At 64.4% G+C, this 22,236-nt stretch carries 25 protein-coding genes; 8 read left to right on the forward strand and 17 right to left on the reverse strand.

From position 1 onward, the window contains the following. Window positions 1-175: 175 nt before the first annotated feature. The 9 genes from ftsA to QUV21_RS08605 form a co-directional block, all read right to left on the reverse strand. Window positions 176-1,510: a cell division protein FtsA gene (gene ftsA, locus QUV21_RS08565; RefSeq protein WP_300854236.1), complete on the reverse strand. Its 1,335-nt coding sequence runs from the start codon at window positions 1,508-1,510 to the stop codon at window positions 176-178. Next, complete coding sequence (locus QUV21_RS08570) at window positions 1,507-2,430, reverse strand: cell division protein FtsQ/DivIB (RefSeq protein ID WP_300854237.1); 924 nt, start codon at window positions 2,428-2,430, stop codon at window positions 1,507-1,509. Before QUV21_RS08570 ends, ftsA begins: the two co-directional genes overlap by 4 nt. Beyond that, on the reverse strand, window positions 2,418-3,338 hold the full coding sequence (locus QUV21_RS08575) for a D-alanine--D-alanine ligase (protein ID WP_300854238.1): 921 nt from the start codon (window positions 3,336-3,338) through the stop codon (window positions 2,418-2,420). Before QUV21_RS08575 ends, QUV21_RS08570 begins: the two co-directional genes overlap by 13 nt. A gap of 36 nt (window positions 3,339-3,374) precedes the next feature. Then, the gene (gene murB, locus QUV21_RS08580; RefSeq protein WP_300854239.1) at window positions 3,375-4,307 is read right to left on the reverse strand and encodes a UDP-N-acetylmuramate dehydrogenase; all 933 of its coding nucleotides are present in this window, start codon (window positions 4,305-4,307) and stop codon (window positions 3,375-3,377) included. A gap of 101 nt (window positions 4,308-4,408) precedes the next feature. Next, window positions 4,409-4,654: a DUF2484 family protein gene (locus tag QUV21_RS08585; RefSeq protein ID WP_300854240.1), complete on the reverse strand. Its 246-nt coding sequence runs from the start codon at window positions 4,652-4,654 to the stop codon at window positions 4,409-4,411. Further along, the gene (locus QUV21_RS08590; protein ID WP_300854241.1) at window positions 4,651-4,917 is read right to left on the reverse strand and encodes a DUF2484 family protein; all 267 of its coding nucleotides are present in this window, start codon (window positions 4,915-4,917) and stop codon (window positions 4,651-4,653) included. The genes QUV21_RS08585 and QUV21_RS08590 overlap by 4 nt, the downstream gene beginning before the upstream one ends. A 76-nt stretch (window positions 4,918-4,993) precedes the next feature. Further along, window positions 4,994-6,400: a UDP-N-acetylmuramate--L-alanine ligase gene (gene murC / locus QUV21_RS08595; RefSeq protein ID WP_300854242.1), complete on the reverse strand. Its 1,407-nt coding sequence runs from the start codon at window positions 6,398-6,400 to the stop codon at window positions 4,994-4,996. Window position 6,401: 1 nt separating this feature from the next. Next, window positions 6,402-7,490, reverse strand: coding sequence for a UDP-N-acetylglucosamine--N-acetylmuramyl-(pentapeptide) pyrophosphoryl-undecaprenol N-acetylglucosamine transferase (locus tag QUV21_RS08600; RefSeq protein WP_300854243.1), 1,089 nt, complete (start codon window positions 7,488-7,490; stop codon window positions 6,402-6,404). After that, complete coding sequence (locus tag QUV21_RS08605) at window positions 7,490-8,653, reverse strand: putative peptidoglycan glycosyltransferase FtsW (protein ID WP_300854244.1); 1,164 nt, start codon at window positions 8,651-8,653, stop codon at window positions 7,490-7,492. Before QUV21_RS08605 ends, QUV21_RS08600 begins: the two co-directional genes overlap by 1 nt. Before the next feature lie 276 nt (window positions 8,654-8,929). Between QUV21_RS08605 and QUV21_RS08610 the strand changes: the two genes are divergently transcribed. The 4 genes from QUV21_RS08610 (at window position 8,930) to QUV21_RS08625 (ending at window position 11,230) form a co-directional block, all read left to right on the forward strand. Then, window positions 8,930-9,259 (forward strand): metalloregulator ArsR/SmtB family transcription factor, encoded by a 330-nt coding sequence (locus QUV21_RS08610; protein ID WP_300854245.1) that lies wholly within the window; start codon window positions 8,930-8,932, stop codon window positions 9,257-9,259. Further along, complete coding sequence (locus tag QUV21_RS08615) at window positions 9,256-9,732, forward strand: SRPBCC domain-containing protein (protein WP_300854247.1); 477 nt, start codon at window positions 9,256-9,258, stop codon at window positions 9,730-9,732. The genes QUV21_RS08610 and QUV21_RS08615 overlap by 4 nt, the downstream gene beginning before the upstream one ends. A gap of 1 nt (window position 9,733) precedes the next feature. Further along, the gene (locus QUV21_RS08620; protein ID WP_300854249.1) at window positions 9,734-10,213 is read left to right on the forward strand and encodes an SRPBCC domain-containing protein; all 480 of its coding nucleotides are present in this window, start codon (window positions 9,734-9,736) and stop codon (window positions 10,211-10,213) included. An 84-nt stretch (window positions 10,214-10,297) separates the two neighbouring features. Further along, window positions 10,298-11,230 (forward strand): L-lactate dehydrogenase, encoded by a 933-nt coding sequence (locus QUV21_RS08625; protein ID WP_300854251.1) that lies wholly within the window; start codon window positions 10,298-10,300, stop codon window positions 11,228-11,230. Between the two features lie 22 nt (window positions 11,231-11,252). Here the strand turns inward: QUV21_RS08625 and QUV21_RS08630 are convergent, their stop codons facing one another. Together QUV21_RS08630 and QUV21_RS08635 are read right to left on the reverse strand one after the other, a co-directional pair. Further along, complete coding sequence (locus tag QUV21_RS08630) at window positions 11,253-12,104, reverse strand: amidohydrolase (RefSeq protein ID WP_300854252.1); 852 nt, start codon at window positions 12,102-12,104, stop codon at window positions 11,253-11,255. A 9-nt stretch (window positions 12,105-12,113) separates the two neighbouring features. Next, entirely contained in the window at window positions 12,114-12,752 is a 639-nt protein-coding gene (locus tag QUV21_RS08635) for a nucleoside/nucleotide kinase family protein (protein ID WP_300854253.1), read from the reverse strand. 116 nt (window positions 12,753-12,868) lie between these two features. Between QUV21_RS08635 and QUV21_RS08640 the strand changes: the two genes are divergently transcribed. From QUV21_RS08640 to QUV21_RS08655, 4 genes are all read left to right on the forward strand, one after another. Next, entirely contained in the window at window positions 12,869-13,432 is a 564-nt protein-coding gene (locus tag QUV21_RS08640; RefSeq protein WP_300854254.1) for an SIS domain-containing protein, read from the forward strand. A 134-nt stretch (window positions 13,433-13,566) separates the two neighbouring features. Further along, complete coding sequence (locus QUV21_RS08645; RefSeq protein WP_300854256.1) at window positions 13,567-14,433, forward strand: S-methyl-5'-thioadenosine phosphorylase; 867 nt, start codon at window positions 13,567-13,569, stop codon at window positions 14,431-14,433. A 9-nt stretch (window positions 14,434-14,442) separates the two neighbouring features. Continuing rightward, entirely contained in the window at window positions 14,443-15,126 is a 684-nt protein-coding gene (locus tag QUV21_RS08650) for a DUF2927 domain-containing protein (protein ID WP_300854258.1), read from the forward strand. A gap of 13 nt (window positions 15,127-15,139) precedes the next feature. Beyond that, complete coding sequence (locus tag QUV21_RS08655) at window positions 15,140-15,679, forward strand: adenine phosphoribosyltransferase (RefSeq protein WP_300854259.1); 540 nt, start codon at window positions 15,140-15,142, stop codon at window positions 15,677-15,679. Window positions 15,680-15,928: 249 nt separating this feature from the next. On the opposite strand, the gene QUV21_RS08660 is transcribed toward QUV21_RS08655, so the two are convergent. The 6 genes from QUV21_RS08660 to QUV21_RS08685 form a co-directional block, all read right to left on the reverse strand. After that, window positions 15,929-17,338, reverse strand: a complete 1,410-nt coding sequence (locus QUV21_RS08660) for an FAD-binding oxidoreductase (RefSeq protein WP_300854260.1) — start codon at window positions 17,336-17,338, stop codon at window positions 15,929-15,931. A gap of 57 nt (window positions 17,339-17,395) precedes the next feature. Continuing rightward, window positions 17,396-18,199: an MBL fold metallo-hydrolase gene (locus tag QUV21_RS08665; protein WP_300854261.1), complete on the reverse strand. Its 804-nt coding sequence runs from the start codon at window positions 18,197-18,199 to the stop codon at window positions 17,396-17,398. Between the two features lie 77 nt (window positions 18,200-18,276). Continuing rightward, window positions 18,277-18,861 carry a GNAT family protein gene (locus tag QUV21_RS08670; protein ID WP_300854262.1) on the reverse strand — a complete coding sequence of 195 codons (585 nt, stop codon included), beginning with the start codon at window positions 18,859-18,861 and terminating at the stop codon, window positions 18,277-18,279. Further along, window positions 18,861-20,120 (reverse strand): pitrilysin family protein, encoded by a 1,260-nt coding sequence (locus tag QUV21_RS08675; RefSeq protein ID WP_300854263.1) that lies wholly within the window; start codon window positions 20,118-20,120, stop codon window positions 18,861-18,863. The genes QUV21_RS08670 and QUV21_RS08675 overlap by 1 nt, the downstream gene beginning before the upstream one ends. Then, window positions 20,117-21,502 (reverse strand): threonine synthase, encoded by a 1,386-nt coding sequence (thrC, locus tag QUV21_RS08680; protein WP_300854264.1) that lies wholly within the window; start codon window positions 21,500-21,502, stop codon window positions 20,117-20,119. The genes QUV21_RS08675 and thrC overlap by 4 nt, the downstream gene beginning before the upstream one ends. Before the next feature lie 11 nt (window positions 21,503-21,513). Beyond that, window positions 21,514-22,185, reverse strand: a complete 672-nt coding sequence (locus tag QUV21_RS08685) for an SURF1 family protein (protein ID WP_300854265.1) — start codon at window positions 22,183-22,185, stop codon at window positions 21,514-21,516. Window positions 22,186-22,236 lie beyond the last annotated feature (51 nt).

The following is a 22,236-nucleotide window of genomic DNA, read 5'->3' on the forward strand; positions in this document are numbered from 1 at the left end:
CTGTTTCTTTTCCGGCCTTGAATGCACCTGTCCCGTGTGCGTCAGGGGCCGACTTATCCCCGATTCTATCCACAACCTCGCCAAAGGTCACGAGAAAAAGACCGGAAAGCCGCAAAATATGGGGTCTTTGGCCCTCAACTCAGCGGTATTTCGCCCGTAGTGCAGAATGTGGTAGTCACCAGTTGTCCTTGAACCATTTGACAGCCCGCCGCAGCGACCGTGCCGGATAGCGCTCGGCGGGGATCTCGAAATCCCACCATTCGTCTTGCGGATGCGCGGCAAAGAGGCAAAGGCCCACCGCGCTGGCAAAAGCCGCGCCCGTCGCCGCCTGAGGAAGACCCTGCACCCGCAAGGGCCGACCAAGACGTACGCGCTGACCGAGGATACGGGTCGCAAGGCCATCAAGCCCCGGAATCTGGCTGCCGCCGCCGGTCAGCACGATCTGCTGGCTTGGCAGGCTGTCGAACCCGGCAGCGTCCAGCGTGCCGCGCACTTCTTCCAGTATCTCCTCGACACGCGGGCGCATGATGCCGATCAGTTCCGTCCGGCTGATCTGGCGGCGGTCCTTCTCCCAGTCGCCACTTTCACCGCCGATGTCGATCATCTCGCGGTCGTCCATGCCCGTGGCGTAAAGCCCCCCGTGCCGCGTCTTGATCCGTTCGGCCACCGCCATCGGAACCTGCAAGCCCTTGGAGATGTCCGAGGTCACATGGTCGCCGCCCATCCGCACCGAGTCTGCATAGATCATGTGCTTCTTCATGAAGATCGACAGGCCCGTGGCCCCACCGCCCATGTCGATGCAGGCGGCCCCCAGTTCCTGTTCGTCCTCAACCAGACTGGACACGCCCGACACATAGGCCGAAGACGCGATCCCGGCCAGTTCAAGGTCACAGCGCTTGATGCAATAAAGCAGGTTCTGCACCACATCGCCGTCGACCGACAACAGGTGCATGTCCACTGCCAGCCGATGCCCGATCTGCCCACGCGGATCGCCAAGGCCGGACCGGTGATCCAGCGCGAAGTTCACCGGCTGGGCATGCAGCACTTCGCGCCCCTGCCCCAGATCCGGCACATCGCAGGAAGCAAGGACACGGCTGACGTCCTGTTCGGTGACAACGCTGTCCTGCAATTCCCATTCGCCCGCCAGCCCATAGCTGCGAGGTTCCGCCCCCGAGAAGCAGGCAATGACATGGTCAACCCGGACATTCGCCATCTTCTGCGCGGCCTGCACCGCCGTGCGGATCGCGCGTTCGGTTTCATTCATCACGGCAATCTCGCCAAAGCGGACCCCGCGCGAGCGTGTCGTCGCAGCACCGATCACCCGGAACTGGCTTTGCCCGGCCATTGGCCCGACCCCATCTTGCTCGCGCATCCGATCCGGCCCGTCAAAGCGCAGGACAAGACAGGCAATCTTCGAGGTGCCTACATCCAGAATGGCTATCACGCCGCGCTGCATGGCAGCCTTGCGCATGTTCCGCATCGCGCGTTGCGAAGTATAGAGATCGGTCACAGTTCGTTCTCCACGGTTTCAATGCCTTGCGCGCGACGCATGTCGCGCAGGGCATTGGGACTAAGACGAAGGGTTGGGCGGTGGTCAGACCGCAGATCGACGCTCAGGATGTCGCGGTTCATGATGTCTTGCACATGGTCCAGCGCCAGCAGCCGTTCCAGCGCCTGAACCGGGTTGTCTTCGGGAAGAAGAATGCGCTGCTCACGGTCCAGCACGATGTCCCAGCGCCGTTCGCCCATGCGGACAAGGCCGCGGATGCGCTGGGACAGCGGCCCGGCGGCGGCAATCAGATCAAGCGCCTCGGCGGCGGCTAGGTCGGCCCCGTCCCCGGCAATCAGCGGCAGGTCCGGGCGGTCAGCGCGCGACAACAGACCAGCAACGCGGTGGCCGCCATCATCGACCAATGTCAGCCCGGCATCGGTGCGCCAGACGGCGACCGGGATCCGTTCGGTGATCACCACCTGCAAGACACCACCGGACCGAACCCGAAGGTCGGCCTTCTTGACCGCGTCAAGCGCCTCGATCCGCCCGCGCACCGCATCAAGGTCTATGTCGAACGAAGACATCGGCAAGGCCAGCGCCAGCCGCGAGCGAACCGCCTCGGCCAGATCGTCGGACGCCCCTTCGATCGAGGCGAGAGAGACCCGGAATTCGGGTCTCGCCTCGAACTCCTCGCGCATGTCGGTCAGCCGGCTGACCAGCATGTCCCGGTTCTGTGCGCTCGACAACCAGATCGCGGCTCCGCCGACGACCAAAAGGGTCGGAAGCCCGGTCCGCAGGAACATCCGTACATAGGGGGTCAGCATCATGCGCTGCGCCCTGTAGGCCCATTTGCTTGGCGCAGGATCGCGCCGAACCGGGCGCGCAGCGCCCCGCATGGCGGGATTGGCTACCGGACGGCGGGCGATCAGCGGTTGCATGACGCGTCCTTCACCATCCAGTCGCACAGATCGGGAAAGGAGATACCGACCTGCGCAGCCTGTTCAGGCGCAAGCGAGGTGGGCGTCATCCCCGGCTGGGTATTGGTTTCCAGAAGGATCAGCCCGTCCAGGCCGCGGGCTTCGTCCCAGCGGAAATCGGTGCGGCTGACGCCCCGGCATCCAAGTGCCAGATGCGCGCGGCGGGCATAGTCAAGGCAGGCCTCGGTGATCTCATCCGGCACTTCGGCGGGGACCACATGGCGCGATCCGCCGACCTTGTATTTTGCGTCGTAATCATACCAGCCGTCAGTGATGATGTCGGTGACGCCCAGAGCCCGATCCCCCATCACCGTGGTCGTCATCTCGCGGCCCGGCGCATAGGTTTCCACCATCACCAGATCTGGCATCGACGCCGCCAGTCGCGGCGCGTTCGACCCCGGATGCACGATGTACACGCCGACCGACGACCCTTCGTTGTTCGGCTTCACCACATAGGGTGGCGGCAGGGCGTGGCCCGCCTCTACCGCCTCTTTCGTCACGACAACGCTTTCGACAATCGGCAGGCCAGCGGCGACATAGACCTCTTTGGTCTTGGCCTTGTCCATCGCAAGCGCCGAGGCCAGCACCCCGGAATGGGTGTAGGGAATGCGCAGCCATTCCAGAATGCCCTGCACGCAGCCATCTTCGCCCCAGCGGCCATGCAGGGCGTTGAAACAGACATCGGGTTTGATTTCAGCCAGCCGCACAGGCAGATCGAGGCCGCAATCGACCTCAACCACCTGATATCCAGCCGCCCGGAGGGCCACAGCGCATTCGCGCCCTGAAACGAGAGAGACCTCCCGCTCTGCGGAAAGCCCACCCATCAACACCGCCACTCTGGGGGGCATCCTGCTCGATGCGCCCGCCATGTCCTGCCTCATCCAGATCTTTTGCGATCCGTGATATTATTTGTCTTGCGAGAATTCTCCGACCCGCATGATTTCCCACTCTAACGTGATACCGCTTGATTGGAAAACCTTTTTTCGCACATCCTCGCCCAGATTTTCCAGATCGGCGGCTGTGGCCCCGTCTGCGTTGATCAGAAAGTTGGAATGCATGGGCGACATCTGCGCCCCGCCCAGCCGCGCGCCGCGCATACCGGCATCATCAATCACCTTCCAGGCCTTCAACTCATGCGTGTCATCGGCAGCGCCTGTGCTGCTGCGCCCCAAGGGGTTGCGGAAGGTGCTGCCGGCTGAGCGGTCCCTGGTCGGCTGGCTGGCATCGCGTTTGGCGATCTGGTCGGCCATCTTCGCCTCAAGCGCCGCAGGGTCGCCCGGACCGGCGCGGAAGGTGGCGGATATGATGACCGCGCCTTCAGGCAACGCGCTTTGCCGGTAGCCCAGGGACAGGGCCGAGGCAGGCAGCGCAAGCACCTCGCCAGCGCGGGTGACAATGCAAACTTCTTCCAGTACATCAGAGACATAGCTGCCATAGCAACCCGCGTTCATCCGCACCGCACCGCCAATGCTGCCGGGGATGGTGCGCAGGAAAGTCAGGTCCAGCCCCGCCTCTGCCGCCTTCCGCGCCACATGCGCATCCAGTGCGGCGGCGCCTGCGGTGACACGGTCCCCTTCAATGGTGATCGCGTTAAAGCCACGGCCAAGGCGGATCACGACCGCTCGCAACCCGCCATCGCGCACGATCAGGTTTGATCCCACACCCATCGGAAATACCGCAACGGCAGGATCGAGCGCGGCAAGGAATGCGGCCAGATCAGCCTCGTCCGCCGGCAGAAACAGCCAGTCCGCCGGCCCGCCGACGCGCAGCCATGTCAGGTCCGACAGCAGTCGGTTCGGCGTCAGCGTGCCGCGAGGGGTGGGAAGTTCAGCCGTCATTGCGGCTTTCTGGGATGGTTTCAGCATCTGCGCAAGAGGCGTTCATGGCAGCATTGGACGGGAGCGTCCTGTGCGGCGGCCACGCCCCGGCCACCGCCCGACTAACCCAACTGGCGGCGCAACCACCGCCAGAGATAGACCACCGGCCAGCGCAGGATCGATGCGCCCGCAGCCAGGACCAGCATCCCAAGGATCGGCCCGCCCTCATAGGTCACCCAGCCCAGCAGCGGCACGCCAACGGCAATCAGCACATAGGCCGCCCGCCAGTGCTTGTCGCGCGAGGGGAACATTGCGATCACATTCGCCGCGACAAGCCAGACGAGGCAAAGGCTGAGGGGAAGGATCATTTCTCCAGTTCCTTCGGCAGGGGGGCAGGACGACCAAGAGCCCGGCGCAGGAAGTAGCGAAGCGGATTGCGGAACATCGACAGGAAGGCAAACAGGCCCAGCGCCAGCCAAAGCCAGCCATGGACCCAGCCGATCCAGACCAGCAGCACCGGCGCCGCGACCAGCAAGGTGATCCCCGGCAGCATCTGCTGGCGCATCGGCAACATGGCCGTGACCGCCGAGGCCAACACCCAAAGGCAGCCAAAGAGCAGCGGCGCGCTCATGACGCCACCGCCAGAAAGGGGGGGGCAACAAATCCCTTGGAAGGAATTTGCAAGCCTCTTGGAAAAGTCTCGCGCGTCATGCCGCATGGCCGATCAATTTGGCGGGCAGCGCGTTGGCCCACGCTGAAATCGTGCCAGCCCCAAGGCAGACCACCATGTCACCCGGACGCGCCTGTTCCCTGACCAACTGGACCAGATCGGCTTCATCCAGAAGCGCGCGGGCGTGGCGATGGCCATGGGCGATCAGGCCCGCCACCAGATCATCGCGGCTTGCCCCCGGGATCGGCTCTTCACCAGCCGCGTAGATGTCGGCAATCGCCACCACATCGGCTTCGTTGAAGCAGGTGCAGAAATCGTCGAAAAGGTTGGACAGCCGGGAATACCGGTGCGGCTGGTGGATCGCGATGATCCGGCCCTTGGTGGCCTGCCGCGCGGCTTTCAGGACGGCGGCGATTTCCACCGGGTGATGGCCGTAATCGTCGATGATGGTGACACCATTCACCTCGCCCACCCGGGTAAAGCGGCGGTTCACTCCGGCAAACCCGGCCAATGCCTCGCGGATCTCGTCTTTCTTCATGCCAAGATGGCGGGCCACGGCCACGGCGGACAGCGCGTTTGACACGTTGTGATCGCCGGGCATCGGCAGGGTGCAGCCTTCGATCACCGTATCTTCGGCCTGAAGCGCAATGTCGAAATGCGCGACCCCATTCGTGTAGGTCAGGTTCTGCGCCCGCACGTCGGCCTGCGCGTTGAACCCGAAGGTCACCACCCGGCGGTCAGCAATGCGGCCAACCAGCGCCTGCACTTCGGGGTGATCGGTGCAGCAGACCGCAAGGCCATAAAACGGGATGTTCGACACGAAATCGAGGAAACCCTTCCGCAGCGCATCGAAGGTGTGCCAATGCTCCATGTGTTCCGGGTCGATGTTGGTGACAATGGCAATTGTCGCGGGCAGACGGTTGAAACTGCCGTCGGACTCGTCCGCTTCCACCACCATCCATTCGCCAGCCCCGGCGCGCGCGTTTGAGCCATAGGCGTGGATCACCCCGCCGTTGATCACGGTGGGGTCAAACCCGCCCTTGTCCAGCAGAGTCGCAACCATGGTCGTCGTAGTGGTCTTGCCATGCGTGCCTGCGATGGCGATGTTGGAACGCAGCCGCATCAGTTCGGCCAGCATTTCCGCCCGGCGCACCACCGGCAGCTTGCGCCGCCGCGCTTCTTCCAGTTCGGGATTGCCCTTCTTGATCGCCGACGAGATCACCACCACCGCCGCGTCACCGATGTTTTCGGCCATCTGCCCTTCAAAGAACACGGCACCCAGCTTGACCAGCCGGTCGGTGATCTTTGACGCCTTGGCGTCCGAGCCTTGCACGCGGTAGCCAAGTGTCATCAGCACTTCGGCAATGCCTGACATCCCGATCCCACCGATCCCTACAAAGTGGATCGGGCCAAGTTCCATTGGCAATTTGGTCGCGGCGTTCATGCTATGCCTCCTTAGCGAGGGCTTCGACAAGTGCGGCCAGACGGTCGGTCGCATCGGGGCGGCTTTGGGCAAGCGCCGCACGGGCCATGGCCTCGGCTTCCGCGGGCTGGCCCAGAATTCGGGCGATGTGACCGCTGAGCGTTCCGGCGTCAAGCCCGTTTTCCGGCGCAAGGATGGCTGCCCCCGCGTCAACCAGCCCGCGGGCGTTGGCGGTCTGGTGGTCGCCGGTGGCCGCTGCGTAGGGGATCAGGATCGCCGGGCGCCCGATGACCGCGATATCGGCAACCGACGACGCACCCGACCGCGAGATGACCAGTTGCGCCTCGGAAAGCCGGGTTGGAATGTCGGTGAAGAAGGGCTGGACCTCGGCCCGCACCCCCGCCGCGTCATAGGCGGCGGCAACACGCTCGGCATCCTCGGCCCGGGCCTGATGCGCCACCCGCAGACGGTCCCGCAACGGGTCCGGCAGGGCTGCAATGGCGGCAGGCACAAGGTCTGACAGGATGCGCGCGCCCTGACTTCCGCCGATGACCAGAAGGCTCATCGGATAGTCCCCCGGCGGGATGTATCCGGCACCGGCCCGGTCCAGCACCGTTTGGCGCACCGGGTTTCCGGTATGCTCGCCACTTGCGCCTTGCGGCAGATCGGTGGGCCATGTGCCGCAAGCGATCTTGTCAACACGGCGGGCGAAAACCCGGTTCACCCGGCCAAGCACGCCGTTTTGTTCATGGATCATCCGGGGCCGACGCAAGACCCATGCCGCCGTCAGCGCCGGGATCGAGGGGTAGCCGCCGAACCCCACCACCACCGCTGGACGGTCGTGCAGCTGCGACCATAGCGCCCCGACAATCCCACCCGCGATGCGCAAAGGCACCAGCAGCTTTGCGGCCGCCCCACCCCGCGCGAAGGTTGCCGAGGCGACACGCTCGACCCTGACCGCGTCGGGAAACCCGCCCGCATAGCGCGCGCCGCGGTCATCGGTGGAAAGCGCAACCCGCCAGCCGCGCGCCAGCATCGCTTCGGCCAAGGCTTGGGCCGGGAACATGTGTCCCCCCGTCCCCCCCGCCGCGATAAGCAACAGCCGTGACATCAGCGGCCCCGCCGGAAGACATCGCTCATCTGTCCGCGCGGACGGGCGCGGGTCAGCGCCAGCAGCATCCCCATCGTGATGCCCGCCGCGATGACCGACGATCCGCCATAGCTGACAAAGGGAAGCGTCATGCCCTTGGCGGGCAAAAGCCGCACCGCCACGCCCATGTTGATCATCGCCTGAACGCCGAAGATGCAGGCCAGCCCCGCTCCGGCAAGCCGGGCAAAGGGGTCACGCTCGGCCAGAAGGCGGCCAAGCGACCGCACCACGATCACCCCGTAAAGCGCAAGGATCAAGAGAACAAGGATCAGCCCGTATTCCTCGGCGGCGACGGCGATGATGAAATCTGTATGCGCATCTGGCAGCGACCATTTCACCTGACCGCCGCCGACGCCCACGCCGAAGAATCCGCCCTCTTGTATCGCGTTCGCGGCATAACCAAGCTGGGTGCGCGGGTCCACGTCAGGCGACAGGAACCCGTCGATCCGGCGCGCGAAATGTTCCGAGGATTCGTAAAAGGCAAGTCCCGCCACCGCGACGATGCCACCCACGACGGCAATCAGGGTCATCGGCGCGCCACCGACGAAATAGATCACCCCCCAGGCGAACAGCACCAGCGCGGACTGGCCGAAATCCGGCTGCATGGCCAGAAACCCGACGATCACCAGCGTCAGAGCAAAGGAGATGGATTTTCCAGGCGGGCCGTTCAGGTCTTGCGCCGCCGCGATCAGCCACGCCACCACGATGACAAAACCGGGCTTGAGAAACTCGGACGGCTGGAACGAGGCAAAGCCAAGCGAGAACCAGCGTACCGCGCCCTTGCCGAAATCCGTGCCGAACAACGGCAACAGCATAAGCGCCACCATCGACGCCGCAAAGCCCAGAACCCCGATCCGCCGCACCATGGCGGGCGACATCATCGAAATCGCGATCATCACCACCAGCGCGACCCCGCCAAAGAAGGCTTGCCGCTGAACGTAATGGAAAGGCTCCAGCCCATTTCGATTGGCCAGAGGCACCGAGGCCGCAAGGCCCAAGAGAAGCCCGATGCCAAAAAGGACGAAGACCGAGGTCAACGTCCATTTGTCGATCGTGCGCCACCAACGGGGAAGCACCGGCTCGGCCACCCGAACGGGATTGGAGCCATAGACCATCTCAGTCATGGGAAACCGCCTGATTACGCCTGCTCTGCCTTCATGCCCGGATGTTCCCCCGGGTCTGCGGGAAAGAGTAGCGGCAAATCCTGTGCAAGGCCAGCAGGAATAAGGGTTGCGGTCCGGGGCGGAGCGGTGGCCCGATCGTTCACCTGAAGCCGTTGGTCTCTGCGGTTTGCCAAAAGTCGGCAAGCGCGGTGGCGGACTTGCATTTTATAACACATATGTTATATAATGCGCACATGATGAATCCGCAACTGACAGCAACCCCGACAGATTGCCCCAATGCCCGAACTTGACGCCGCCTTTGCCGCGCTTTCAGACCCGACCCGCCGCGCCATTCTTGCCCGGCTGGCCGAAGGTGAGGCGACGGTGCAAGACCTTGCCCGCCCCTTTCCGATCAGCCAGCCCGCAATCTCGCGCCATCTGAAGGTGCTGGAAGACGCGGGCCTGATCGAAACCCGCGTTGATGGCACCTCGCGCCCGCGCCGTCTGAACCCCGAGGCCGTGGCCCATCTGTGGGACTGGCTTGGCCAATACCGAGCGCTGTGGGAAGCGCGCTACACCCGGCTGGATACGGTTCTGGCCGATCTGCAAAAGGATGAAACGCCATGAGTGCGCCCACCAGACTTGTCACCGACGGCGATACGCGCATCATCATCACCCGCAGCCTTGCGGCCCCGCCGCCGCTGGTCTTTCGCGCCCATACCGAGCCAGACCTGATCCGGCGCTGGATGCTGGGGCCGGATGGCTGGACAATGCCACTTTGCCATTCCGACGCCCGCCCCGGCGGCAGCTTCCGCTTCGAATGGTCGAACGGGCAAGGCCACAGCTTTCATGCCACAGGCGAGTATCTGGAGCTTTCCGCCCCGTCCCGCATTGTTCACATCGAGCGCATGTTCCTGCCCGACCCCACCCCCGACAGCCATGTCGAAACCCGGTTTGATCCTGATGGCGGCGGCACAAGGCTGACAATGATCATGACCCTGCCAGATGCCGAAGCCCGCGCCGCTGTGCTGGCCTCTGGCATGGAAGACGGGTTGGAAGACAGCTATGCGCGGCTGGACGCCGTGCTTGCGGGGGGCTGACATGGCCAGCACCCTTGCCATCGCTCTGACGGGTGAGACCGACCTGACCATGACCCGGGTCTTCAACGCATCCCCGGGCATCTTGTGGCGCGCGCTGACTGACCCTGCAATCCTGCCGCGCTGGCAATGGGCGCAGGACTGGCCGATGGTTCAATGTGACATGGACCTGCTGGTCGGCGGGGCGTTCCGCTGGGTCTGGCGCACCGCGCCTGACCGTTTGATGGGCGTTTCGGGCCAGTTTCTGACCGTAGAGCCCCCGCACCGCCTGATCCATACGGAAATTTTCGACGAAGACTGGACCGGTGGCGAAACCACCGTCACCCAGACTCTTGCCGAAATCGCCCCCCGAACCACCCGCCTGACGATGGAGGTCCGCTATTCCAGCGCCGCCGCGCGCAAGCGCGCCGCCGCCTCTGGCATGGCAGCGGGGATGGAAGAAGCCTATGCCAAGCTGGACAGCATGTTGCCGCAGCTTGGCTGAGGGCCCGGTCAAGGTCGGCCGTGGTTCTGCCTTGCGCTTCCAACCCGCCTGCGCAACCCTTCCCCCAAACAGCAGGAGCAGCCCATGAAAACCGGCATCATCGGCACCGGAATGGTTGGCGGCGCGGCGGGCTTTGCCCTTGCCCTTGGTGGCGGGGCAAGCGAAATCATCCTGATCGACCAGAACCCCGCCCGGGCCGTGGCAGAGGCGGAAGATATCTCGCACGCGGTTCCGTTTGGGCGGCCCGTCACCATCCGCGCGGGCGACTATTCCGACCTTGCGGGTGCGGGCGTGGTGATCCTTGCCGCTGGCGTCAGCCAGAAGCCCGGCGAGACCCGGCTGCAACTGCTGGAACGCAACGCCGAGGTGTTCCGCGACATCGTGGGCGCAGTCACGAAGGCAGCGCCCGATGCGATCTTGCTGGTCGCCACCAACCCGGTGGACGTGATGACCCATGTCGCCACCCGGCTTTCCGGCCTGCCACCGGGCCGTGTCATCGGGTCCGGCACCATCCTTGACACCGCTCGTTTCCGAAGCCTTCTGGGCCGTCACCTTGGCATCGCGCCGCAATCGGTGCATGCCTATGTGCTTGGCGAACATGGCGACAGCGAGGTTCTGGGCTGGTCCGCCGCCCGTGCGGGGTCTGTCCCCATCGCCTCGTTCGCAGCGCAGGTCGGGGCCGCGATCACCAATGCCGTCCGGGCCGACATCGACACGGGCGTCCGCCGCGCCGCTTACCGGATCATCGAGGGCAAGGGCGCAACGTGGCACGGCATCGGCGCGGGCCTTGCCCGGATCGTTCGCGCGATTGCGGCGGATGAAGGCGCGGTTCTGTCGCTGTCCACCCGGACCAACGATATCGGCGGCGTTGCGGGTGTCACCCTGTCTTTGCCCCGCGTGATTACCCGCAAGGGCATCACCGCCGAACTGCGCCCCGATCTGAACATGGCCGAAACAGAGTCGCTTGCCGCATCCGCAAGGCTTCTGGCCGAGACCGAGGCAAAGCTTGGGCTTTGATGCCGCGCGGAAATCTTGGCGATCAAACCCCGTAGACCCGCTTGGCTGTTCCTTGGGCAATAGCGAACTGTTCGTCAGCCGATAGCCCGGCAAGAAGGTCGCGCGTCATGTCGATCCAGCCGGGCAGCCCCGCGCCAAGGTTCACCACCGGCCAGTCACCGCCCCAAAGCATTCGGTCGGGGCCGAATACCTGCAAAAGGTGGTCCACATAGGGCCGCACAAGCGCAACCGAAGCCGTCCCCGGCGCACAATAGGTGGTGATGCCGGACAGCTTGACCACGATGTTGGGAAATCCGGCCATCACGTCGATGCCCTGCCGCCATTCGTCAAAGCCACCCGCCGCCACATCCGGCACCCCGCAATGGTCCAGAACATAGGGCTGATCCGGGCAGGCCCGCACCAGTTCCGCCCCGATCGGGATCAGTTGCCGCGCCAGAAAGTTCAGATCGAACGGATATCCCGCCCGCCCGATCTTGCGCAGGTTCGCCCGGAAGGTTTCGGTCAGTGACACCTCATCCGGCACCACATGCAGGATGCGGCGAAAGCCGACCACGCCCAGACCCTGCGCCTCCTCCAGCCAGGCGTCAAAGCCTTCGTCCCATTCGGGCCGGATGCTGGCGATCTGCCCCAGCATCGCCACCCCGCCAACCGAGCTGCCGACCATACCCGCCACCAAGCGCGCCTCGGTCTGGTAATCGGCATCATCAACGCCGGTTTCCATGAAGATCGTGGCCGCAACACCCTTGCCCGCCACCAGCCCGGCGTAATCTTCCCGCGTGAAATCGCCGGTAGAAAGGATCGGTATGTCGTGGGTCCAGGCATAGCCGATCCGGTCACGCCGGATCAGGTGCTGGTGGGTGTCGATCAGGTCCATCGGATTTCCTCAGCCATTGCTCAGCCGAAACTCGGCGGCCACGGATGCATCGCGCACCAGACGGCCGTTCGGCAGGTCGTTTTCTTCCAGCTTTGCGGCAATCTCCGGTTCGGTCAGGCCCAGCCGTTCCCACCGCCCACGCAGCCGCGCCCGCAAGGCATGTTCCGGCACATCGATCATCGCGGTCACGTCAAACATCGGGCGCAGACGGTCCCACGGGGTTTGATCGAGCAATAGCCAGTTGCCCTCGACCACGATGACCCCGACATCAGCCGGGATCAGCCGGGCTCCGGCGCGGGCAATCTCGATCTGGCGGTCGAATACGGGGACGGCCACTTCAGGCTCATCGCGCGCGCGCAGCCGCTTCAGCGTGTGGTATAGCCCGCCCACATCAAAGGTATGCGGCGCACCCTTGCGCGGGCGCAGGCCCGCAGGCACCAGATAGAGGTCGTCGTAGTGATAGCCGTCCATCGGCAGCACCGCTGCAAGACCCGGCTGCCGGGCATTCAGCCGACCAACCAGCTTGTCGGCCAAGGTGGATTTTCCCGACCCCGGCGCCCCGGCAAGGGCGACGATCACCCGTCCCAATCCAGCTTGCGCCTCGATATGCGCGGTCAGCGCCGCAAGGGCCGTCATATCGCGTGTCATGCCCATCCTCCGCTGCCCCTCGCATCAAAGCAGGATGGCGCAAGGGTGCGGGCCTTCGCAAGCCTTTACCGGGCCAGGCGCTTGCCGCAAACTGCCCCGACCAAGCGGAGCCCCCCATGTCGGACCTTGCCAGCAACGCCAGCCGCGCCGCGAGCGAAATCGCCCAAGCGACCGCCGCCGTGGACCCCGCCGCATTCGACCGGCTGGTCACGGCGCTGGCAAATGCCCGCCGCATTGCCCTGACCGGCGCGGGGCGCGAAGGGCTGATGATGCGCGCCCTTGCGATGCGGCTTTACCACCTTGGCCTTGATGCACATGTGGTGGGCGAAATGACCTGTCCGCCTCTTGGTCCCGGTGACCTGCTTTTTGCCAGTGCCGGGCCGGGCGATCTGTCCACGATCACCGCCCTTGTTGACACCGCCAACCGTGCGGGGGCCGATACCGTGTGCCTGACCGCCCAGCCCGAGGGCCCCACCTCACGCGCGGCGGGGGCGATCTTTCATTTGCCCGCACAGACCATGGCCAGCGACCGGGGGGCCGGGGTCAGCACGATCCTGCCCATGGGGTCAGTCTTTGAGGGCGCGATGTTTCTGGTGTTCGAACTTGTTGTTCTGGCGCTGCGCGACAGGATCGGTGCCGACAGTGAAGCCATGCGCAGCAGGCACACCAATCTGGAATAGCGCGCGCTCTGGCCTGCCCATTTCCCAGCAGCGCCCCCTTCCCCCCTTTGCCCGCCCAGTCTATCCTTGCCCGTCCAGTCTATCCTTGCCCGCCCAGTCTATCCTTGCCCTTGGCCCCAGACGAAAGGACCACCATGCAAACCATGCTCGGCGTTATTGGCGGATCGGGGGTCTACCAGATCGACGGGTTGGAAGGTGCCAGCTGGGTCAAGGTGAAATCCCCTTTCGGCAAACCCTCGGATGAGGTGCTGGTGGGGCGCCTTTCCGGCCTTCCCGTGGCTTTTCTTCCCCGGCACGGGCGCGGCCATGTCCATGACCCCGCCACCGTCCCCTACCGCGCCAATATCGACGCGCTGAAGCGTCTGGGTTGCACCGATCTGGTGGCCGTTTCAGCCGTGGGATCCCTGCGCGAGGATTTCGGGCCGGGCGATTTCGTCATCGTCGATCAATATATCGACCGCACCAGCCAGCGCCCGATGTCGTTCTTCGGGCCGGGCTGCGTGGCCCATGTCAGCCTTGCTCACCCCACCTGCCCCCGCCTTGGCGCGCTTTGCGCCAAAGCCGCAGAGGCCGAAGGGCTGACCATCCATCAGGGAGCCACCTATCTTTCCATGGAAGGCCCGCAATTTTCCACGCTGGCAGAAAGCCGACTGTACCGCAGCTGGGGTGCCGATGTGATCGGGATGACCGGCGTTTCCGAAGCCCGCCTCGCCCGTGAGGCAGAGCTTTGCTATGCCTCGGTCGCGATGGTCACCGACTATGACTGCTGGCATGAAGACCACGGCGCGGTGGATGTGGCGCAGGTCATCGCGGTGTTGCAGGCCAATGCGGCGGCGGCGCGCGGTCTGGTGGCACGACTTCCGGCGCTGCTGGGACCAGACCGCGCCCCCTGCCCGCATGGCTGCGACCGCGCCCTTGCCCATGCGATCATTACCGCCGCGGACAAGCGCGACCCGGAGGTTCTGGCCCGGCTGGACGCCGTGGCCGGGCGGGTGCTTTAGGCCGGGCCGATGTTGAGACCCCTTGTCCTTGCCGCGTTGTTGTCGGCCCACATCCTGATGGCACCTGCGCAGGCCGAGACCGATGTGTCAGATGCCATCGTTACCTCCGGACGCCTGACAGATGCCGATTTCTATCGTCTTGCCACCTGCGGCGCACGCCCTGCGGGCCAATGCCTTGGTCCGGCCCTGCGATGGGACAAGGCACGTCTGACCGTGCGTCTGGCCCGGGGCAATGACCCGATCCCACCCGGCTTCGAAGCCCGTCTGATGCCCTCGATCCGCAATGCGATCAATGAGGTGAACGGGGTTGGCGCCGGAATCAAGCTGGCCTTCACCAGAGCTTCCAATGCCGACATCACCATTCGCCCAACCAATCTCGCCGAAGGCAGCGAGATGCCCGACAGGCCGGGATTTTCGGGTCCAGGCATCATGGGCGTCGGCTACATGACGGTCTGGTCAGACAGGACCAACGCCATTCTGGAAGCGGTGATCCTGATTTCCACCACGATCAGCGAGACGGATCTGACCTCGGTCATGCTGGAGGAAGTCACCCAGTCACTTGGATTCCTGCACGACATCGACAACGAGGCCTACGAAGGGGTCTCGATCCTGTCTCAAACCTCGAACGAGACGACGCAATTGACCGGGCAGGATGCCACGATCCTGCGGATGCACTATCCCCCGAAACCGTAATCGGACGCAGAAAATGACCCCGAAAAAGACCGTCAAGGACTATATCCGCACCATCGTCGATTTCCCGCATGAGGGGATCCTCTTTCGCGACGTGACGACCCTGTTTGCTGATCCGCGCGGGTTCCGGATGTCCGTGGACCAGTTGCTTGCGCCCTATGCCGGGATGCGGATCGACAAGGTTGTCGGGCTGGAGGCGCGCGGATTCATCCTTGGCGGCGCGGTGGCGCATCAGTTGTCCACCGGCTTTGTGCCGATCCGCAAGAAGGGCAAGCTGCCGGGTCAGACGATTTCTCAAGCCTACAAGCTGGAATACGGCGAAGCGGTGGTCGAGGTGCATGAAGACGCGATGACAGCGGGCGAAAAGGTGCTGTTAGTCGATGACCTTCTGGCCACCGGCGGCACCGCCGAAGCAGGCATCCGCCTGATCGAGCGGCTGGGGGCCGAGGTGGTGGGCTGCGCCTTCGTGGTGGACCTGCCCGACCTTGGCGGGCGCAAGAAGCTGGAAGCGATGGGGATGGATGTCCACGCGCTGTGCGATTTCGCGGGGCTTTGACCGCCCGGCGCGGCACGCATTCGGAGTTCTCGAAAAACTCTTCGTCGGCCCTTCAAACGCTCCGCAGCGATTTCTGCTGAAAAATTTCGTGCGATTGCGCCGAAACCAGCCCCGTTAACCCTGTAGAAAGAGAATCACCCTAGACCTGTGCTTGTCGGGCCTACCCAGCCCGACCGCGCCGCTACCCACGGCGTGATCCACACACCCCCAAAGCACCCCGTCGCAGGTTCCTGCGGCGGGGTAATTGCTTCAGTCCAGCACCGCGCCGGGGTTCATGATGCCATACGGGTCAAGCGCGGCCTTGATCGCCCGCATCGCGGCCAGCTTGCCGGGGTCGGCGTAGCGCTTCAGGTCCGCCGTCTTCAGCCGCCCCACCCCATGTTCCGCCGCGACCGACCCGCCAAGCAGATGCACCAGATCATGTACCGCTTCCTTCACCGCGCCGCGTTTGGCGTCATGAATGGCACGGGATTGGCCTTTTGCCGGAAAGACGTTCCAATGCAGGTTGCCGTCGCCCAGATGGCCAAAACAATTCACCCGGAAATCACCCAACGGCGCCAGCAAGCCCGGCGCGCGGGCGATGAATTCAGGGATGGCCGACAAGGGCAGAGAGATGTCGTGGCTTGAAACCGCGCCGATCCGACGGTTGGCCTGGGGTACCATCTCGCGCAGGTTCCAAAGTGCCGCGGCTTGCGCCTTGGAGGTTGCGATCAAGCCATCTGTCACCAGCCGGGCACTGTTGGCAGCATCGTAAAGCCCGGCCATGGTTTCTTCAGGGTCCATGCCACGGGACAGGCCAAGTTCGATCAGCACGATCCATTCGGGCAGCGGATCGAAAGGCGCGCGGATGTCGGGCATCGTCTCGGCCAGAAAGTCAAAGCCCGTCCGGTGCATCAGTTCAAAGCTGGACACCATTCCGGCGGCATGGGTCTGCGCCAGACCCAACAGCTCCAGCGCCGCAGCGGGCGACGGGACAACAAGCATCGCAACCACCGCAGCGGCCGGGATCGGATGCAGCCGAAGGCTGGCGGCGGTGATCACCCCAAGCGTCCCTTCGGACCCGATCAGAAGATGGCGCAGATCATAGCCCGCATTGTCTTTGCGAAGCCTCGTCAGGCCGTTGAACACCGTCCCATCGGGCAAGACCGCCTCCAGCCCCAGACAAAGGTCGCGCGCATTGCCATAGCGCAAGACCGCCGTGCCACCGGCATTCGCGGCCAGATTACCGCCGATCCGGCATGACCCTTCAGACGCCAGCGACAGCGGGAACAGCCGGTCGATCCGTGCCGCTTCGGCCTGCACATCGGCAAGGATCATCCCCGCCTCCACCACCAAGGCGTTCTCTGACGGATAAGCGCCCCGCAAGGCCGTCATCCGTTCCAGCGACAGCAAAAGCGGCGCCGGGCCGTCTGTCATGATCTGGCCACCGACAAGCCCGGTGCCGCCGCCCCAAGGCACCACCCCGACCCGGGCCGCGTGACAGGCGCGGATAATCGCGGCGATCTCTGCCGTTGTCTGTGGCCGGGCAAGAATGCCGGCCCGACCCTGCCAGCGTCCGCGGGGTTCTTCCAGATGACCGGGGTCTGGGGCGTTCAGACACCCATCAGGCAAAACCGACGCCAACTCGGCGACAAAAGCTGCGTCACAGGGGTTGAGCATGGCGGACCCTCCACTTTTGCCCGTGGTATCGCCGCCCCGGGGCAGGCACCAGCCCCGTCAATCAAGGTAAACCGGGTCCAGCACAAGAATGGTCGGCTTGGAGGGCAGGCCCTTCATCGAAAGCGCGATCTGCGCGCCGCCGGTTTCCACCACGTCAAATTCCGCCGACATTTCGGTCAGGAAAGATTGCAGTGACGCCTGGCTGAACCAGTGCATCGGGATCACGACCGAGGATCTGAACCGCCGCACCACCCCTGCCATGTCGCCCAGGCGCAGCGTATAGCCGCCATCCACCGGGACCATCACCACATCCAGCCGCCCGATGGCAGCGTATTGTTCGTCAGACGGGATCTGGTGCAGGTGGCCAAGGTGGCCGATGCAAAGCCCCCCGGCCTCGAAGATGAAGATGGAATTGCCATCCTTGCGCGCGCCTTCGCCAAAGGGGCCACGCGTATCGGTCGGCACGTTGCGCACCAGCATCGCGCCAAGATCCAGCCGGTGATCGGCAGGCGCACCTATTGCGCCCCAACCTTCCAGCACATGCGGGATGCGCGGATCGGGCGCGGCGGTCCAGTGGGTGGAATGGGCATTGTTCATGGTCACCACATCCGGCACCACGTCCTGCGTGCCGATATAGCCGGTGTAATCCGTCACCGCGACCGTGCCGTCATGGGTCACAACGGCGAAACTGGCGTGGTTGATGTAGCGGATCAGGACGCTGCCTTCGTCCAGACCTTCGTTCAAGGCAACCGGGACAACCTGCGCCTCTGCCTCTGCCAGCGCGATGCAATGCGACGGGATCCGGTCCTGTGCCAGCGCGGGGGCTGCCGTCAGGATCAGCAGGGCAAGGGTCAGTCGCATGGGTCACCTCCGGTCTTCCCAAGGGTAACCCGGATCGGCGCCACGTCACGCGGCTTTGCGATCACGGATGCGCGAGGTCAGCCAACATCTGTCCGCCCGCGCCGATCTCCGCGCAGGTTGGCGTAAAGCACATGGTTGCGCCAGCGGCCGTTGATTTGCAGGTAGCTTTGCGCAACGCCCTCATACTTGAAGCCGCATTTCTCCAAGACCCCGCGCGAGGCGGCGTTCTCCGGCAGGCAGGCAGCTTCCATCCGCGACAGATCCATCCGGGTGAAGGCGTGATGGGTCAGCGCCAAGATCGCCTCGCGCATGTAGCCATGGCGCGCGAAGGGCTGGCCGATCCAGTAGCCAAGCGTGCCGGCCTGCGCCGGTCCACGACGAATATTGTCCAGCGTAAGCGCGCCCAGAAGCTGGTTGTCCTCGCGCCGGATCAGCACCATCGGCAGCGCGGTCCCCTGTGCTTCGGCCCGTTGCGCCCAATAGACCCGGTTGGTGAAGGAGCGGCGGGTCAGGTGATCATTGGACCAGACCGGCTCCCATTTCACCAGGAACTCGGCCGAGTCCTGGCGCAAGTCAGACCATTGCCGCCAGTCGGCATGTTCGGGCAGCCGCAGCGTCATCCGCTCGGTTTCGACCCGGACCCGGCGTTTGAGGCCAAGCATCAGCCTGACAATCCGCGGCGGATCTCCTCGATCCCCGGCCCCTTGGCAACCGGACCGTAGATCGCCAGCGCCGCTTTCGCATGGGTCAGACCGGCCGCATGGGCGCGCACTGCCGCTGTATCCACGGCGTCGATCTTGGCCACGGCTTCCGACACCGCAGGCACACGGCCCCAGATCGACAAGAGCCGCGCGTTGCGTTCGGCACGGCTGGACGGGCTTTCAAGCCCCATCAGAAGCCCCGCGCGCAACTGCGCCCGGGCGCGGGCCACCTCGGCCTCGGTCATGTCATCGGCCGCGCGCTTCAACTCGGCAATTGTCAGTTGCGTCAGATCGCCGATCTCTTCCTCGGATGTGCCGGCATAGATGGTGATCTGGCCGGTGTCTTCATAGGCGCTGGCCTGGGCGTAGATCGAATAGCACAGACCCCGGTCTTCGCGGATCTTCTGAAACAGGCGGCTGGACATGCCGCCGCCCATCGCGGTGGCATAGACCTGCGCGGTATAGACCGCGTCATCCCGGTAGCCCGGCCCTTCGAACGACAGCGCAAAGTGGACCTGTTCAAGATCCTTCACCTCGCGCCGCTCGCCACCTTCGAACCGCGCGGGCTGCACGGTCGAGGCGCCCACAGGTTTCAGCCCCCCGAAGATACGCTCGGCAGCCTCAACGATGGCGGCATGATCGACACCCCCGGCCGCCGACAGGATCATCTGGTCGGGGCCGTAATGGTGGCCGACAAAGCCTTCGAAATCCTTCTTGGTGAAAGACGACACCCGTTCTTCCGGCCCAAGTATCGTGCGACCAAAGGGCTGATCGGGGTAGCTCACTTCATGCAGCCAGTCGAAGATGATATCGTCGGGGGTGTCCAGCGCCTGACCGATTTCCTGCAAGATCACATGCCGCTCGGTCTCGATATCCGCCTTGCGGAACAGGGGGTTCAGGACGATATCGGCGATCACGTCCAGAGCCATGACCACATCGCTTGACAGCACGCGGGCGTAATAGGCCGTCATCTCTCGGCTGGTGTAGGCGTTGATGTAGCCGCCCACATCCTCGATTTCCTCGGCAATCCGCAAGGCGGACCGGCGCCGGGTGCCTTTGAAGGCCATGTGTTCCAGAAAATGCGCGATGCCGTTCTGGGCCGGGGTTTCGTGCCGCCCGCCGGCCTCGACCCACAGACCGATACTGGCCGATTGCAGGCCGGGCATCGCTTCGGTCACGATCCGAAAGCCGTTTGGCAGGGTATGGAGGCTTTGCGTCAACGGGCAATCCTTTCGCGCACCAGCGCCTGAAGGGCAGCAAGATCATTCGGCACGCGGGTCATCCGTTCCGGCCGGTCAAATAGATCCGCCATATGCGGCGGCAGGCCGGGGCGGATGCCGGTGGCGCGTTCCACCGCGTCGGGGAATTTCGCCGGATGGGCGGTGGCAAGCGTGATCATCGGCGCGCGGCCAAGCTGTTCTTCGGCCACCTTCACACCCACGGCAGAGTGGGGGCAAAGCAATTCACCCGTCTCTTTCCAGAAGTGGCGGATCGTGGACAGGGTTTCATCCTCATCACAGCGGCCCGAGGCGAAGGTGGCGCGCAGGATCTCCAGCGCGCCTTGACTGATGCGGAAGCCGCCCGCCTTCAGTTCCGCCATAAGTGCAGCAATCGCCCCGCCATCACGGCCATAGGCATCAAACAGCGCGCGTTCGAAGTTGGACGAAACCTGAATGTCCATCGACGGGCTGATCGAGGGGCGCACGCCATCTGTCCGGTAATCGCCAGACCGCAGCGCCCGGTCAAGGATGTCATTCTGGTTGGTCGCAATCACCAGCTTGTCAATCGGCAGCCCCATGCGACGGGCGATGTAGCCGGCGAAGATGTCACCGAAATTGCCGGTCGGCACGGTGAAGCTGACCGCGCGATGCGGCGCGCCGAGGGCGGTGGCGGCGTAGAAGTAATAGACCACCTGCGCCAGAACCCGCGCCCAGTTGATGCTGTTCACCCCGGCCAGCCGCACCCCATCACGGAAGGCAAAGTCATTGAACATGTCCTTCACGCGGGCCTGCGCTTCGTCAAAATCGCCGTCGATGGCAAGGGCGTGGCAGTTCGCCTCGACCGGGGTCGTCATCTGCCGGCGCTGCACATCCGACACCCGGCCATGCGGAAAGAGGATGAACACCTCCACATTGGCTAGGCCCCGGAACGCCTCCATCGCCGCCGACCCGGTATCGCCAGAGGTGGCGCCGACAATGGTGATCCGCTCCCCCGACTTCGCCAGCGCGGCCTGCATCATCTGGCCGATCAGTTGCATGGCGAAGTCCTTGAAGGCCAGTGTCGGGCCGTGGAACAGCTCCAGCAGGAAATGGTTTGCCCCAAGCTGCACCATCGGCGCGCGGGCGGCGTGGTGAAAGCCCTGGTAGGCGGCGGCTATCAGGCCCTGAAACTCGTCATCCGCGAAAAAGCCGCCGATGTAGGGCCGCATCACGCGAAAGGCCACATCCTCATAGGACTGGCCGGCCATCGCGGCAATTTCACCGTGGCTGAACTGCGGCACGGTTTCGGGGACATAAAGCCCGCCATCACGGGCAAGGCCCGTCATCATCGCCTCGCCAAAGCCAAGCGTCGGGGCCGTGCCACGGGTGGATACATATTTCATCGCATGCGCCTTCAGTCTGTCCGCGTCCTGATACGCCAGAGAAGAAACACTGTCATCCCCAGCCAGACTGCGGCCAGCCCGAACCAGGTGACCGCGTAGCTGAAATGATCATTGCGAAAGCCCGCTGTCGTGACGGGTTGCGGCATGATCGCGTCGCCGGTGTCGGATTTGGCGATGATCAGAATCGGCTCGGTCCCAAGGATCGCCGCGATTCCGGGCACATCGCGGCCATACCAGATGGCCCGCCCGGTATCATAGGCTGGGGTAGAGGAGGTCACATCATCGGGCCAGTTCAGGTTGCCTTCCACGGCCACCGCGCGGGCCGGGCGCGGGGTGGTCTTTTCGGTTTCCGGCACGAACCCCCGGTCAATCAGGATGCGGCGGCCATCGTCCGTTTCATAGGCGGCGATCACCAGAAAACCCGGCCCCATTTCCCGGGTCGAGGTCAGCACATGCGCCTCTTGCCCGGTAAAGCTGCCAAGGACCGAAACCACCCGGTAGCGGTCTTGGGTCGGGTCGGGTGCGGCAGGCAGCGGGATCGGATCCGCCGCGATCATCCCCGCAGCCTCGGCGATGATGGCTTCCTTCCACGCAAGGCGCTGCATCTGCCAGACCCCCAGCGCGATCAGCACCCCCGCACCAGAGATCCCCAGAACCAGTGCAAAGATCGTGTTGCGCAGCATGTCACCCCCAAGGAACGCTTCCCCGAAACGAAAGCGCAGGCCCGAAGGCCC

It is taken from the genome of Tabrizicola sp., assembly GCF_030373185.1.
In the GTDB taxonomy this organism is placed as follows: domain Bacteria; phylum Pseudomonadota; class Alphaproteobacteria; order Rhodobacterales; family Rhodobacteraceae; genus Tabrizicola.

Excerpts from the sequence above, each read along its gene's own strand:
- QUV21_RS08670 (WP_300854262.1), bottom strand. The coding sequence starts at position 18,861 with ATGCTTGGCCTCAAACGCCGGGTCCGGGTCGAAACCGAGCGGATGACG.
- QUV21_RS08660 (WP_300854260.1), bottom strand. The coding sequence starts at position 17,338 with ATGCTCAACCCCTGTGACGCAGCTTTTGTCGCCGAGTTGGCGTCGGTT.
- QUV21_RS08630 (WP_300854252.1), bottom strand. The coding sequence starts at position 12,104 with ATGGACCTGATCGACACCCACCAGCACCTGATCCGGCGTGACCGGATC.
- QUV21_RS08610 (WP_300854245.1), top strand. The coding sequence starts at position 8,930 with ATGCCCGAACTTGACGCCGCCTTTGCCGCGCTTTCAGACCCGACCCGC.
- QUV21_RS08585 (WP_300854240.1), bottom strand. The coding sequence starts at position 4,654 with ATGATCCTTCCCCTCAGCCTTTGCCTCGTCTGGCTTGTCGCGGCGAAT.
- QUV21_RS08605 (WP_300854244.1), bottom strand. The coding sequence starts at position 8,653 with ATGACTGAGATGGTCTATGGCTCCAATCCCGTTCGGGTGGCCGAGCCG.
- QUV21_RS08665 (WP_300854261.1), bottom strand. The coding sequence starts at position 18,199 with ATGCGACTGACCCTTGCCCTGCTGATCCTGACGGCAGCCCCCGCGCTG.
- QUV21_RS08640 (WP_300854254.1), top strand. The coding sequence starts at position 12,869 with ATGTCGGACCTTGCCAGCAACGCCAGCCGCGCCGCGAGCGAAATCGCC.
- QUV21_RS08615 (WP_300854247.1), top strand. The coding sequence starts at position 9,256 with ATGAGTGCGCCCACCAGACTTGTCACCGACGGCGATACGCGCATCATC.
- thrC (WP_300854264.1), bottom strand. The coding sequence starts at position 21,502 with ATGAAATATGTATCCACCCGTGGCACGGCCCCGACGCTTGGCTTTGGC.
- QUV21_RS08645 (WP_300854256.1), top strand. The coding sequence starts at position 13,567 with ATGCAAACCATGCTCGGCGTTATTGGCGGATCGGGGGTCTACCAGATC.
- QUV21_RS08570 (WP_300854237.1), bottom strand. The coding sequence starts at position 2,430 with ATGCAACCGCTGATCGCCCGCCGTCCGGTAGCCAATCCCGCCATGCGG.
- QUV21_RS08655 (WP_300854259.1), top strand. The coding sequence starts at position 15,140 with ATGACCCCGAAAAAGACCGTCAAGGACTATATCCGCACCATCGTCGAT.
- murC (WP_300854242.1), bottom strand. The coding sequence starts at position 6,400 with ATGAACGCCGCGACCAAATTGCCAATGGAACTTGGCCCGATCCACTTT.
- QUV21_RS08625 (WP_300854251.1), top strand. The coding sequence starts at position 10,298 with ATGAAAACCGGCATCATCGGCACCGGAATGGTTGGCGGCGCGGCGGGC.
- QUV21_RS08575 (WP_300854238.1), bottom strand. The coding sequence starts at position 3,338 with ATGGCGGGCGCATCGAGCAGGATGCCCCCCAGAGTGGCGGTGTTGATG.
- QUV21_RS08635 (WP_300854253.1), bottom strand. The coding sequence starts at position 12,752 with ATGACACGCGATATGACGGCCCTTGCGGCGCTGACCGCGCATATCGAG.
- QUV21_RS08600 (WP_300854243.1), bottom strand. The coding sequence starts at position 7,490 with ATGTCACGGCTGTTGCTTATCGCGGCGGGGGGGACGGGGGGACACATG.
- QUV21_RS08590 (WP_300854241.1), bottom strand. The coding sequence starts at position 4,917 with ATGAGCGCGCCGCTGCTCTTTGGCTGCCTTTGGGTGTTGGCCTCGGCG.
- QUV21_RS08620 (WP_300854249.1), top strand. The coding sequence starts at position 9,734 with ATGGCCAGCACCCTTGCCATCGCTCTGACGGGTGAGACCGACCTGACC.
- QUV21_RS08685 (WP_300854265.1), bottom strand. The coding sequence starts at position 22,185 with ATGCTGCGCAACACGATCTTTGCACTGGTTCTGGGGATCTCTGGTGCG.
- QUV21_RS08650 (WP_300854258.1), top strand. The coding sequence starts at position 14,443 with ATGTTGAGACCCCTTGTCCTTGCCGCGTTGTTGTCGGCCCACATCCTG.
- murB (WP_300854239.1), bottom strand. The coding sequence starts at position 4,307 with ATGACGGCTGAACTTCCCACCCCTCGCGGCACGCTGACGCCGAACCGA.